The 13139-nt window shown below is 61.7% G+C and carries 11 protein-coding genes, 1 tRNA gene and 1 pseudogene; 5 read left to right on the plus strand and 8 right to left on the minus strand.

Features of this window, described 5'->3' with window-relative positions:
• From Q0S71_RS16135 to Q0S71_RS16150, 4 genes and pseudogenes are all read right to left on the minus strand, one after another.
• Window positions 1-727 (minus strand): annotated as a pseudogene (locus Q0S71_RS16135) (undecaprenyl-phosphate glucose phosphotransferase); the annotation flags it as partial.
• A gap of 15 nt (window positions 728-742) precedes the next feature.
• Entirely contained in the window at window positions 743-1957 is a 1215-nt protein-coding gene (epsL, locus tag Q0S71_RS16140) for an XrtB/PEP-CTERM-associated polysaccharide biosynthesis outer membrane protein EpsL (RefSeq protein ID WP_295997833.1), read from the minus strand.
• A 125-nt stretch (window positions 1958-2082) separates the two neighbouring features.
• A complete protein-coding gene (locus Q0S71_RS16145) occupies window positions 2083-2745 on the minus strand; it encodes a CAAX prenyl protease-related protein (RefSeq protein WP_295997836.1) in 663 nt (220 codons plus the stop codon).
• Window positions 2746-2897: 152 nt separating this feature from the next.
• On the minus strand, window positions 2898-4790 hold the full coding sequence (locus Q0S71_RS16150; RefSeq protein ID WP_295997839.1) for an ATP-binding cassette domain-containing protein: 1893 nt from the start codon (window positions 4788-4790) through the stop codon (window positions 2898-2900).
• Between the two features lie 362 nt (window positions 4791-5152).
• On the opposite strand from Q0S71_RS16150, the gene Q0S71_RS16155 reads away from it, so the two are divergent.
• The 5 genes from Q0S71_RS16155 (at window position 5153) to Q0S71_RS16175 (ending at window position 10154) form a co-directional block, all read left to right on the plus strand.
• Window positions 5153-6187, plus strand: coding sequence for an acyltransferase (locus Q0S71_RS16155; protein ID WP_295997842.1), 1035 nt, complete (start codon window positions 5153-5155; stop codon window positions 6185-6187).
• Between the two features lie 100 nt (window positions 6188-6287).
• Window positions 6288-6362: transfer RNA gene (locus Q0S71_RS16160), tRNA-Arg, on the plus strand.
• A 277-nt stretch (window positions 6363-6639) separates the two neighbouring features.
• On the plus strand, window positions 6640-7800 hold the full coding sequence (locus tag Q0S71_RS16165; RefSeq protein ID WP_295997844.1) for an acyltransferase: 1161 nt from the start codon (window positions 6640-6642) through the stop codon (window positions 7798-7800).
• A gap of 39 nt (window positions 7801-7839) precedes the next feature.
• A complete protein-coding gene (locus Q0S71_RS16170) occupies window positions 7840-8805 on the plus strand; it encodes a lysylphosphatidylglycerol synthase transmembrane domain-containing protein (RefSeq protein WP_295997845.1) in 966 nt (321 codons plus the stop codon).
• On the plus strand, window positions 8802-10154 hold the full coding sequence (locus Q0S71_RS16175; RefSeq protein ID WP_295997848.1) for a hypothetical protein: 1353 nt from the start codon (window positions 8802-8804) through the stop codon (window positions 10152-10154). The genes Q0S71_RS16170 and Q0S71_RS16175 overlap by 4 nt, the downstream gene beginning before the upstream one ends.
• Here the strand turns inward: Q0S71_RS16175 and Q0S71_RS16180 are convergent.
• From Q0S71_RS16180 to Q0S71_RS16195, 4 genes are read right to left on the minus strand one after another with little or no spacing between them, the layout of a single operon-like run.
• On the minus strand, window positions 10151-10543 hold the full coding sequence (locus Q0S71_RS16180; protein ID WP_295997850.1) for a RidA family protein: 393 nt from the start codon (window positions 10541-10543) through the stop codon (window positions 10151-10153). The genes Q0S71_RS16175 and Q0S71_RS16180 overlap by 4 nt on opposite strands.
• A 12-nt stretch (window positions 10544-10555) precedes the next feature.
• Window positions 10556-11737 carry an acyl-CoA dehydrogenase family protein gene (locus tag Q0S71_RS16185; RefSeq protein ID WP_295997852.1) on the minus strand — a complete coding sequence of 394 codons (1182 nt, stop codon included), beginning with the start codon at window positions 11735-11737 and terminating at the stop codon, window positions 10556-10558.
• Complete coding sequence (locus Q0S71_RS16190) at window positions 11737-12591, minus strand: enoyl-CoA hydratase family protein (RefSeq protein WP_295997855.1); 855 nt, start codon at window positions 12589-12591, stop codon at window positions 11737-11739. Before Q0S71_RS16190 ends, Q0S71_RS16185 begins: the two co-directional genes overlap by 1 nt.
• Window position 12592: 1 nt before the next feature.
• Entirely contained in the window at window positions 12593-13135 is a 543-nt protein-coding gene (locus Q0S71_RS16195) for a MarR family winged helix-turn-helix transcriptional regulator (RefSeq protein ID WP_295997857.1), read from the minus strand.
• Window positions 13136-13139 lie beyond the last annotated feature (4 nt).

Raw genomic sequence — 13139 nt, forward strand, 5'->3', positions numbered from 1 at the left:
GCATCAGGTCGAAGACGTAGATATCGGGCAGGAAATACACCGACGCCGTGGTGTCCTGCAACTCGTCGAGCAGCTTGCGGATGCGCGGCTGGGCCGAGATCGGCTGGCTGATGAAGATCATCTTGATGTGGTGCTGACGCACGAAGCCGGCGATGTCGGCCATGCGGCCCAGCATGGGCTGGCGCATGCCCGAGGGATGGCGGTCTTCGGTGCGGTCGTCGAAGAAGCCGCGCACGCTCATCAGCAGGTTCGGATTGCGCTCGACGGTGGAGGCGAACTTGAGACCGACGTCGTTGGCGCCGACGACGATGATGGAGCGCACTTCGCTGCCCTCGCCTGGGCCGGAACCGATCTTGCGCGCCACCAGGTGGCTGGACAGCAGCAAAAACGGCGTGGCGATGAACCAGCAGAGCACGACGTCACCGTCGAACTGGTAAGCGAGGCCGCTGACCGTGCCGACGAAGAACAGGATGGCCACGGTCACGCACCAGCCGGCGACGATGTCGCGCGCATAGCCGAGCATGCGGCCGCTGCGCCAGGTGCGGTAAGGGTCGATATACTGGTAGACCGACGAGGAAATGAAGAACGCCAGTATCATCAGCACCAGCAGATAACCGGTGAACGGCGCCCCCAGCAGCATGCAGGAAAGATACAGCGCCCCCATGATAATCAACGGATCGAGTATGCGCTGAAAGAACGAAATCAAGGGGATATCATTAACCGTCATGGTGGTTCTTCAGAACTAGAACTGGACGTTCGCGTTGAACGACACGCCGTTGGCACGATAGGCGTTGCTGAAAGCCGGACTGACCGAGCGCACGTCGCGGTAGACGTTCAGGCCCAGCGAAATATTCGAGCGCGCGGTATAGGTCGCGCCGAGCGAGCTGGTGTGGTTGTGGTCGTAGGCGCCGAGCAAAGCGCTTTGCTCCAGGCCCGGATAATCACGCCGAACCACCAGGTACTGGGCGTCGACGCGGATTTTTTCCGTGGCGCTCCAGGTCGCCGCCACGCTGGCGCCCTTGTTCAGGCTGTAGGTCGCCAGCGAACCCTCGAAGGCGGAAAATTCGCGGTACAGGGTGCCGGTGAACTGCAGCGTGGCCTTGGGCGACCAGGTGGCGATGGCGCGGCCGTTGGTGCCGCTGGCGTCGCGCACGTTCGCGCTTTCGTGGGTGCGGCGCGCATGGCCGGCCTCGAACTGGAGCTGGGTCACGGCGCCCAGCTTCCATAACACTTTCAGTTTCAACTCGTCCTGCTTGAAGCTTTCGTCGAACAGCTCGTTGCCAAAAAACAGGGGATTCTCATAGTCGCCCTTGGTCTGGCGCACCAGCAAACCGACGGTGCTGCCCGAGGCCGCCAGATAATCGAAGCCGACTTCTTCGATCTTTTCGGTGCGGTCGAGGTAACTCTGGGACGTCAGGTCGTAGTTGAACTTGTTTTGTTCGTAGCGGGTCCGCGCCCGCCAGCTCGGATGGAACAGCCAGTTCGCCGTCACGTATTCGCCCGTCTGCGTGCGCAAATTGAGTTGCGAACTGTGGAAGTCGGTGAACGGGGTCAGGGTTTGCGAGTAGGTGCCGCCCAGGGTGCCGTCGAAATGCTTGCCCAGACGCCATTGCCAGTTGGCGGTCGCATCCTTGCCGGTGTAGTTGAGCTCGTCAAAGCGGTCGAAGGTCACCTTGCTCACCTTGGCCGTGACGGAAAACTGCTGCTGGCCCACAGGACGTTCGAAGTCCAGCCCGGCCACCACCTGCTTGGAGGTATCGGAATAACCGGCGTTGTCGCCCGTACGACTGTCGGGCAAACGCAACAGATTGTCGTCGTAAGAATACGACACGCCGACGAAAGGATGGATGGTGTCGCTCAGTGCCGCCATGGCCGGCGCACTGAATACCAGCCCCATCAATGCTGCCAGCACGGTGTTGCGGCCGGCCTTGCCCGGCGCACGCCGATGGCCGGTCAAAGCCGGCTGTTGCCCCTGCGCCCACGTTGCGGATACGGTTTGATGGAGGTCATAAACATTTCTATTTCGCGCATAACTCAACATTGTTATTCGTCTTTGCATGGTTCGACAACTGATTAGCAATATTACCAGTAAGTCCAGTTAGCGGTAAAAATTATCCAGACGCCCAGCAGGGCGTTGGTCACGGTATGCGCCAGTATGGGAGACCATAGCGAGCGGCTGCGCATGTACAGGAAACTGTATGCCGCGCCGGCGACGATGCCTGCCAGCCACAGATTATGCTCAAATCCAAATAATATCACGGTAGCAATAAAAATCCGGACGTTTACACGTCGCGGATCGACCTGCAAAAAGTTGGTGTCGCACAGCCAGCGCATCAGGAAGGAGCGCCAGAACACCTCCTCCATCAGCGGCACGACCAGCGCCCCGCCGGCCAGGCGGACGGCGACCAGCGACCAGTCGATGACGCCATCGGTGCGAGGATCGAAGCCGGCGGACTGGCCGATCACCATCCAGCCGGCGCCCAGCGTAATCCACAGCAGCAGCACGACCACGCCGACGGCCGCCGCCAGCAGCAGCGCGGAAGCGCGCGGGCGCGGCCCGGCCAGCTCGCTGTAGTGGCGTCGATAAATGAACAGGGTGATGACCACGGCCAGGGTCTTGACGGCATACAGCCAGCGCAGTTCCGTGGCGCTCCAGCCCATGCGGCCCAGCACGTCGCCGAGGACGATGAAGCACATATAGGTGGCGAAGGGCACGATACGGGGCAGCGATGCCCAGTCAAACATACGCGCCCTCGCGGAGCAAGCCGGCTTTCTGCTGCATGAAGTTCCTGTCTGTGCAATCAACCAAGCTTATTGTAAGTGCAACAGACAGATACGCCTAGCCCCGCACGCGAATCGGGACGGCGGCCACCACAGAAAACCACAAAGACGGGCAATCAGCTATTGCCGCGCGCTTCGATTTGTTCCCACTTTTCCAGCGCGATCAGCAATTCGCCCTCGATCGCCTCGACGCGCGCATTGATGCGCTTGGCCTCGGCCGCGTTCTTCTTGTAGAAGTCCGGGTCCGACAATTGCAACGCCAGCGCGGTCTGCTCGTCCTCCAGCGCGGCGATCAGCTTGGGCAGCTCGTCGAGTTCGCGCTGTTCCTTGAAGCTGAGCTTTTTCTGCTTGACGGCGGGCGCGGCGGCGGCGTCCGTCTTGGCCGGGGCCTTGGCCGGCGTCACCGGCGCGGCCACCGTGCGCACGCGCTCCCAGTCGGTGTAACCGCCGACGAATTCGCGCCACTTGCCCTCGCCTTCGGCCACGATCACTTGCGTGACGACGTTGTCGAGGAAGGTACGGTCGTGGCTGACGAGGAAGACGGTGCCGGTGTAATCTTCCAGCAATTCTTCCAGCAGTTCCAGGGTGTCGATGTCCAGATCGTTGGTCGGCTCATCGAGCACCAGCACGTTGGCCGGCTTGGCGAACAGGCGCGCCAGCAGCAGGCGGTTGCGTTCGCCGCCCGACAGCGACTTGACCGGCGAACGGGCCCGTTCCGGCGCGAACAGGAAGTCGTTCAGATAGGTCATCACATGGCGGCGCTGGCCGTTGATCTCGACCCAGTCGCTGCCCGGCGCGATGGTTTCCATCAAGTTCGCTTCCTCGTTGAGCTGGGTGCGCATCTGGTCGAAATACGCCACCTGCAACTTGGTGCCGAGGCGGATCTTGCCGGTATCGGACTCTTCCTGGCCGAGTATCATCTTCAGCAGCGTGGTCTTGCCGGCGCCGTTGGCGCCGATCAGGCCGACCTTGTCGCCGCGCAGGATGGTGCCGGTGAAGTCCTGGACGATGACTTTATCGCCATAGCTCTTCGAGACGCCCTCGAGATCGGCAACGATCTTGCCCGAGCGCTCGCCGGCCGACACGTCCAGCTTGACCTGACCTTGTTGATCGCGGCGCGCGTTGCGCGTCAGGCGCAGTGCTTCCAGGCGGCGCACGCGGCCCTCGTCGCGCACCCGGCGCGCTTTGACGCCCTTGCGTATCCACACTTCTTCCTGGGCCAGGAATTTGTCGAACTTGGCGTTTTCCACCTCCTCGATTTCCAGCTGCTCTTCCTTGCGCACCTGATAAGCGGTGAAATTGCCCGGATACGACAGCAGGCGGCCACGGTCGAGTTCGATGATGCGGGTGGCGACATTGTCCAGGAAGCTACGATCGTGGGTAATAAACAACACGCTACCCTTGAAATCGCGCAACAAGCCTTCCAGCCACATGATGGACGAGAAATCCAGGTGGTTGGTCGGCTCATCGAGCAGCAACACGTCCGGCGCCGACACCAGGGCGCGGGCCAGCGCGACGCGCTTTTGCATGCCGCCCGACAGCGTCTTCATCAGCATGTCGCCGGTCAGGTTCAGACGGCCCAGCACGGTTTCCACCTTGTTCGGCAAGCTCCACGCGTCGGCCGCGTCGAGCTGGACCTGGACGTCGTGCATGCGATCCATGACGGCATCGTCGTTGCCCTGGCCGAACTGGCCGGTCAGCTCATCGTATTCCTTCAGCAGCGCCGGCAGCGCGCCCATGCCCGAGGCGACCGCGTCGTAGACCGTCATTTCCGGATCGAACACCGGCTCCTGCTCGACGTAGGCGATACGGATGTTTTGCTGCATGACGAGCAGGCCGTCGTCGAGCTTGAAGCGGCCCGAGATCACTTTGAGCAGCGAGGACTTGCCGGTGCCGTTGCGGCCGATCAGGCCGACGCGTTCGCCTACTTCGAGAGAAAATTCCGCGTGATCGAGGAGCGCGACGTGACCGAACGCCAGTTGCGCCGAGGAGAGAGAGATGACTGCCATAATGTTTGGATGTGCGTGCGGGCCGCGCTGAAGATCGCGAGGCCGCCGATTGGATGTGTAAAACACGCATTGTAACGGGTAAGGCCGGCGAAACCGCGATTTTGGCCGAACTAATCATCAAAATCAGGTTCGCCCAGACCGGTCGGAGCAAAGGTAATTCATCATATAATGATGATATGTATATAACTAAACGCGAGCAATCGTGAGCGAGTTCGCTTTTCGCCAGGCTTTGCCGGACAACGCAGGCCGGCTAGCGCGCCCTCCGCCGGCGATAATAGTCTTCCGCACAAAGGCTATCCGCACCCGGCATCGATATTCAATAAAATACAATTCCCGCAATGAAAAAATATCACGGAATACAGATGTTGCGCTTCCTTGCAGCATCGCTAGTCGTCATCGAACACCTGTTGGGCAATATCATGAGCAACTGGCCCCACGCCGCGCAATATTCCGTACCGGCCTTCGGCGCGATGGGCGTCATCGTATTTTTCGGCATCAGCGGATTCATCATGATTGAAACCCAGGCCGCTTCATTCGGCAGCAAGGAACAGGCTTTTAATTTCTACACGAAGCGGATACTGAGGGTGCTGCCAATTTACGCCATCGCCACCTCCCTGCAATACCTGAATAAAATCCACTCCGGCCCGGATTACAATTTATTAAACTACATAAAATCACTGGCGTTCATCCCCTACACGGACGCCAGCGGCCTGTACCGCCCCATCCTGGCGCAAGGCTGGACCTTGAATTATGAAATGTTCTTTTATCTGATATTCGCCGCCGCGCTGTCGTTCAAAAAAACCGTCGGGCTAGCGATCAGCATCGGTTTCTTCATCGCCCTATCGGCCATGCAAAACAGCGCCAAGGAAAACGAGCTTTTTTTCACCTTCTATGCCAATCGTATTTTGTTGTTTTTTGTATGCGGCATGCTGGTGGGCGTGGTGAAAAATCATTTCAACTTCAAAATAGAAAAGGTGATCGTTCCGCTGGCCCTTTGTTCCTTATTGATTTTATCGGCTTTGGCACTGACCGTCCGCGGCGACGGACAAGAGTATTTGGCGTTCGACATCGCCATGGTTGCCATTTGCGTGTTTTTTGCCGCCAGCTACCAGCCCAGGATAATCAGCAAACCTATTTTATTTTTCGAGCGCCTGGGCGACGCCTCCTACAGCACCTATTTATTTCACGGTTTTATCATAGGCGGACTAAAAATAATCTCCAACCATATAGGTGAAAATCAATACGGCCAAATCGTGGTGTTTGCGGCAGCTTGCATCGTCATCGCCAATCTCGGTGGCTATATCGCATTCAGCATCATCGAATCGCCGCTGGCGCGCTTCTTCAAACACAATCAAAGAATTTCAACACTGATCGCCGTAAAAAATTCAAAATCGTGAACGCGCGCAGCGGCGCCATGGCGCCGCCCTGCCTGTGCAGCCATAGCAGGATTGTTCGTCATCCGCGTTCAATACAGCTATAATTGCAGGTGCATCGCGTCTCCCCGTAGCACAATGGATAGTGCACATGCCTCCTAAGCGTGGGATACTGGTTCGATTCCAGTCGGGGGGACCATCATTCCAGCCTTGAGCGCTCCGCTAGTTGGAGCCCCCCAGGCGCCTCGCGCCCCCCCCCTACCGCAAGCACCCTTGCATCCCCCGCCGTTCAACATCAATCTCACGCACCCAACATCGACGCTGAGCCGTACAGCCCGAAATATTAACGCCTTGAGAATTTTTTGGCATAATGCTAAGGTTGACGAAAATATGAATTTGAGGCTACGGCGACAGATGGCCTGGCGAGATTGTCAAATAAACCATAAATTCTTATTTCCATTCCATTTTGAGTGTTCATGTTGCGCCCCCTGGAGAATACAATGGGATTTCGTATGCCCGCCGCTACGCTTGAAGCGAGAATGACCGAAACAAATAACCGGTCCAGCGGATTTGATTACTTACGTCTAGGGCTTTCCCTGGCGGTCATACTGTGGCATTCCTATGTGCTCAGTTATGGAAGCATCGCCGCGCACCAACTTTCGCCATTTTTCCTCGTTCCCGTACGCACGATATTAATTTCATTTTTCGTTCTGAGCGGATTTTTGGTTGCCGGCAGTCTGTGGCGTTGTCAAACTCTTTTTTCGTTTCTGGGCCTGCGCGTAATCAGGATTGTTCCCGCCCTATTCCTGGAGGTGACAATTTCGGCGCTGCTGCTTGGACCGGTAGTGACGACGCTGCCGCTAGCCGAGTATTTCTCAAGCAGAGAGTTCCACACCTATTTCCTCAACATCGTCGGAGCCATCCACTACACGCTGCCGGGAGTGTTTTTAAGCAATCCGTTTCCCCAGACCGTGAACGGGCAACTGTGGACCATCCCATGGGAGCTGGAATGTTATATTTCACTCGCCATTTTGTCTGCGGTCGGCATCGTCAAGCACCGCTTCGGCTTTGCCGCTGCCCTGCTGGCGATTCAACTATACTTTATCTATCAGGGCATGCAACTGCCCGATTCCGCCGCCGATTTCGTTCCCGGTAAAATTCTGGTGATGGGTTTTTTGTACGGCGTGGGCTTTAACGTCTACCGGGCGGTAATCCCCTATTCGCGCGGCTTGCTTGTTGCGGCACTGGTGGCGGCAATTTTTCTTCTGCAACTGCAGAAAGGCGCGTTGTTCGCCGCACTGCCGTTGGCCTATATAACGATATACCTGGGCCTCTGCAACCCGACAAAAGGAAAATTCATCAAAAGCGGCGATTATTCTTATGGCTTGTATTTGTATGGTTTTCCAATGCAGCAGCTGGTTGCCCAGCTCAGCGGGAACAATCAAAACTGGTTGAAGAATTACCTGTGTGCGACAGCCATCAGCTTTGTCATTGCCTATTTTTCCTGGAATTATGTAGAACTACCAAGCAGCAAACTACGCTCGAAATTGCTGAAGATGGAAGCGGTGTATATCAAATGGCGCTTCCAGATGAGGAAAGTTTTTCTTACCCGTCAGTCAAATATTGATCCGGAATAAATAATCCGGCCACATTCATCTCAGGCGAAGAGCGACATTTTGAAAACAAGATCTCTGCTGACCTATGCGGCGATAGTCGTGTTCGCGCTGTGGTGCGGCGCGATATTTCGTACCGATCTGGCGCGGATTTCCTTCGCTTCGCTGTGGCGGCTGCATCAGGCCATACTGGTGGCGTCGGCTTTCTCGCTGCTCAATTATTTGCTGCGCGCCCTGCGCTGGCACCACTACCTGCGCCGCCTCGGCCACCACATGACGCTGCGCTTCGTGACGCTGACGTATTTCGCCGGCTTCGCCTTTACCCTATCGCCCGGCAAGGTCGGCGAAATGGCCAAGGCACAATATTATCGTCAGACCGGCGTCCCGCTGTCGGACACGGCGGCGGCGTTTTTTGTCGAGCGCATGCTCGATGTGCTGGCGATGGCGGCACTGGCGGCGCTGGGTCTGGCGGCGCTGACCCGCTACACGTGGCTGCTGGCCGTCGTGGGCGCCGCCCTGCTGACAGCGCTATTGCTGCTGGCGGCGGCGCCGTGGGCCGCGTGGCGGCAGCGGCTGGACACCATCGGCCTGAGCGGCGCGCGCCGCGCATTGCTCGACAGTGTGCTGCTGATGCTGCTGAGCGCGCGCCAACTGCTGCAGCCCCGCATCGTGGCCGGCGGTTTTCTGCTGGGCCTGCTCAGCTGGGCGCTGGAAGGCAGCGGCCTGCTGCTGTTGGCGCAGCAACTGGCGCCGACGGTGGCGCTGGGCTGGGGCGAGGCCGTCAGCATTTATGCGATCGCCATCATCGTCGGCGCGCTATCCTTTCTGCCTGGCGGACTGGGCAGCACCGAGGCCGTGATGGCGGCCTTGCTGAGCGCCCACGGTTATGCGCCGTCCGACGCCATCGTCATCACCCTGCTCTGCCGGCTGGTGACACTGTGGCTGGCCGTCGCCGTCGGCTGGCTGGCCGTCGCCGCCTTGCGGTATTCCAGCGCGCCGCCGCTGCGCCCCACCGGGAGTCAGCGATGATCGCAAGCATGATGGCCGCATGGCGCCGGACGCCCTACTCCAGCCGCGTCAAGGCAGGACTGGTCGCGCTGCTGTTGCTGGCGCTGTCGCTGTCCATGGGACAGGTCGAACGCATCAACAACGGCGACGGCTGGCGCACGCTGCGCTCGGCCCAGGTCGCGTCCGACCACGGTTACGCCGCGTTCGCGCCCTTCCCCCGCTATTTCACGTTCCGGCCGTCCGCCGAAATCGGCATGGTCGACTTGATACCCATGAGTTCGACCGGTGCGCTGGTGCAAACGTGGGCCGGCGTCCAGCGCGCACTGGGCGCCGAACAATTCGATTTCCGGTGGCTCAGCCTGACCTATCTGGCGCTCTACCTGGGCGGCATCCTGCTGATTATGCTGGAGCTGCACTGGGCGGCCGGGACGGCGCTGCTGCTGTTGCTGCTCAACCCCTACATCCTGGCCTATTTCAACTCCGCCTACGAGGAAAGCCTGGTCATCGCGCTGGCGCCCCTGCTGGTGTATTGCGCGCTGCGCGACGGCACGGCGGTGCGGCGCGGCAGCCGCGCGTTGGCGCTGTTGATTACGGCCAGCAAGGTGCAATTCCTGCCGATGATGCTCAGCGGCCTGCGCCGGGCCCGCTGGCAGCACAATGCCGGCTTCCTGCTGCTGGCCCTGCTGCTCGGCGGCGGCATCGCCGTCAAGGGCAGCAAGTTCAGCATTCCGAACGGTTATAACCGCTACTTCAACGGCTTGGCCTACAGCATGGCGGGCGTGTCGTCGTGGCCGGCCCGCGACTTTTCCGGACGCGCGGCGCTGGCAGCGAGCCGGATCGATCCGGCCACCGTCCATTTCCCGGCCGGCAGCGAAGACGCCCGCCCCTACTGGGGCAGCAGCTACTGGCCGACCGGCGCCGCGCTGGCGCAGCCGCAGCAAGATTTGCTCGGCACCCACCTGCGCGCTTGGTTCTGGTCCACGCTGCTGGCCAATCCGCAGTACGCCTACCGCATCGTCAGCGAGCCGATCACCACCGCCGCCGGCGCCGACTACCGCATGGATTATCTGTTCCGCAGCACCCTGCCGGCGCCGCTGCTGGCGCCGTATGGCGTGCTGATGCGCTACTGGGGCGCGCTGGCGCTGCTGGCGTCGACGCTGAGCCTGCTGGCCGCCCTGCGCGCCAGACAAGTCCGCTACGCGCTGTACAGCCTGTTCCTGCTCGGCTATCCCTGGCTGGTGGTGTACGGCGACGGCTATTTCGAATTTGAAAAGCACCTGTTCCCGATCACGCTGCTGGGCGTGCTGTTCCCGCTGGCGCGGCTGCTCATGCGCCGTCCGCCGACGCCGGCCGTTGCGCCGGCGCGCTAAGCCGGCAGCACCGCCGTGACCTCGATCTCCACCCGCGCCGCCTCCTCGACCAGGGCCACCACCTGCACCGCCGTCATGGCCGGAAAATGCAGGCCGATCACCTCGCGGTAGGCGGCGCCGATTTCCTTGTAGGCGGCCTTGTACTCGTGGCGGTCCAGCACATACCAGGTCATGCGCACGATGTGTTCCGGTCCGGCGCCCGCCTCGGCCAGCACGGCGACGACGTTGAGCAGCGCCTGGCGCGTCTGGCCGGCGAAGTCCTGGGTGTGGAACACGCCCTGCCCGTCCCATCCGATCATGCCGCTGACGCACACCGTTTTGCCGCTGGCGGCGACGCCGTTCGAATAGCCGCGCGGTCTTGCCCAGCCTTCAGGTTGTAAAAATTCCATGCCGATTCCTTGTCAAATGTGCGCCGGATTGTGCGGCGGCTCGCGCAGCAGCTCGCGCGCGATGATTAATTGCTGCACCTCGGTGGCGCCCTCGTAGATGCGCAGCGCGCGGATTTCGCGATACAGGCATTCGACCGGATGGCCGCTGACGACACCGAGGCCGCCGAACATCTGCAAGGCCGCGTCGATCACCTGCTGCGCCGTTTCGGTCGCCGTCATCTTCGCCATCGCCGCCTCCTTCGTCACCTTGCGGCCCTGGTCGCGCCGCCACGCGGCGCGGTAGGTGAGCAAAGCGGCGGCGTCGATGCCGGTCGCCATCTGCGCCAGCTTGGCCTGCGTCAGCTGGAAATCGGCCAGCGCCTGGCCGAACATCCGGCGCGACCTGGCGTGCGCCAGCGCCTCGTCGAACGCGCTCCGCGCGAAGCCCAGCGCCGCCGCCGCCACCGAGGTGCGGAACACGTCGAGCGTCGCCATGGCCACCTTGAAGCCCTGCCCCGCCTCGCCGATGCGCTGGCCGGCGGCGACGCGGCAATCGTTGAACGTCAGCCGCGCCAGCGGGTGCGGCGCGATCACGTTGATGCGCTGCGCGACGTCGAAGCCGGCGGTGTCGGCGTCGACGATGAAGGCGCTGATGCCGCGCGCTCCCGGCGCTTCGCCGGTGCGCGCGAAGACGACGTAGAAATCGGCGATGCCGCCGTTCGAGATCCAGGTTTTTTCGCCGTTCAAAATATACGCGTCGCCATCGCGCACGGCCGCGCACTGCATCGCCGCCACGTCCGATCCGGCCTGCGGTTCCGACAGCGCGAACGCCGCGATGGCCTCGCCGGCGGCCACCCGCGGCAGATAGCGCGCGCGCTGTTCGTCGCCGCCGAACAGGCTGATGGCGCCGGAGCCCAGTCCCTGCATCGCGAACGAAAAATCGGCCAGGCCGGAATGGCGCGCCAGCGTTTCGCGGATCAGGCAGATGGCGCGCGTGTCGATGGCGTCGGCCGCGCCGCCATGGGCCACGCCGCCCACCGCGTGCCGCAGCCAGCCGCCCTGGCCCAGCAGGCGCACCAGCTGGCGGCAGGCGGCATCGACGTCGTCGCCATGCTGGTCGGCGATATTATGCGCGGCCCAGGCGTCGAGCGCCTGCTCCAGCGCCGCGTGGCGCGGCGCGAAAAACGGCCACTCCAGATAAGTTTTGTCAGCCATCAGTCGCCCTCGAATTGCGGTTTTTGTTTGGCCACGAAGGCGTGGTAGGCGCGATGGAAATCGTTGGTGGCCATGCAGATCGCCTGTGCCTGCGCCTCCGCCTCGATGGCCTCGTCGACGCCCATATTCCATTCCTGTTGCAGCATCTTCTTCGTCATGCCGTGCGCGAAAGTGGGGCCGTCGGCCAGTCCCTGCGCCAGCGCGCGGGCCGCCGCCAGCAGCGCCTCCGGTTCCTGCACGCTGTTGAAAAAGCCCCAGCGTTCGGCCTCGGCGCCGGACATCGAACGCCCCGTGTACAGCAGTTCCGAGGCGCGGCCCTGGCCGATCACGCGCGGCAGCAGCGCGCAGGCGCCCATGTCGCAGCCGGCCAGGCCGACGCGCGTGAACAGGAAGGCGGTCTTGCTGCGCGCCGTCCCCAGGCGCATATCGGACGCCAGCGCCAGCATCGCTCCGGCGCCGGCGCAGATGCCGTCGATGGCCGCGACGATGGGCTGCGGGCAGGCGCGCATCGCCTTCACGACATCGCCCGTCATGCGCGTGAACGCCAGCAGGCCGGGCATATCGAGCTTGGTCAACGGGCCGATGATGTCGTGCACGTCGCCGCCGGAGCAGAAGTTCTCGCCGGCGCCGGCGATGACGATGGCCTTCACGTCGTCGGCATAAGCGAGCGCGCGAAACAGCTCGCGCAGCTCGGCGTAGGAGTCGAAGGTCAGCGGATTTTTGCGCTCGGGGCGATTGAGCGTCAGCGTGGCGACGCCGCCGGCCACGTCAAACAAAAAATGCCGCGCCTGATGGTGCGCGAACGCGGCGCGGTTGCCGGGCAGTTGCTGCGCCTGGCCGGGAAGATATCGCATGTCAGTGCTCCTTTTTTTCGTCGGCGGCGTTCAGGTGCCGCTTCATTTGCGACAGCAGCTCGATCAGCTGCGTCTTGTCGGCGCCCGACACATCCTGCAACAGCTGCGCGATCCAGCCCTCGTGCACCGCCGCCATCTCGGCGAAGGCGCCGCGTCCCTCGGCGGTCAGCATCACGCTGTAGGCGCGGCCGTCCTTGGGATCGGGCACGCGCACCACCAGCTGCTCCTGCTCCAGCTGGTCAGTGATGCCGGTGATGTTACCGCCGGTGACCATCATCCGTTTCGACAGCTCGCCCATGCGCAGGCCCTGCGGATAGCGCTCCAGCTGCGCCATCAGGTCGAAGCGCGGCAGCGTGATGCCGAAGGTCACGCGCAGGCGGCCGCGGATTTCGTTTTCTATCATGGTGGTGCAGGACAGCATGCGCAGCCACAGCTTGAGCGACTGGTGGTGGTCCTGCGTCAGGCGGCTCGACAGGTCGACCGGTTCGTCGCGCGCCGCGTCGCCGTCTTCATGGTGCCCGGTGCGGGCGCTTGGTGATGACATGTTG

The organism is Rugamonas sp. (genome assembly GCF_025354735.1).
In the GTDB taxonomy this organism is placed as follows: domain Bacteria; phylum Pseudomonadota; class Gammaproteobacteria; order Burkholderiales; family Burkholderiaceae_D; genus Rugamonas.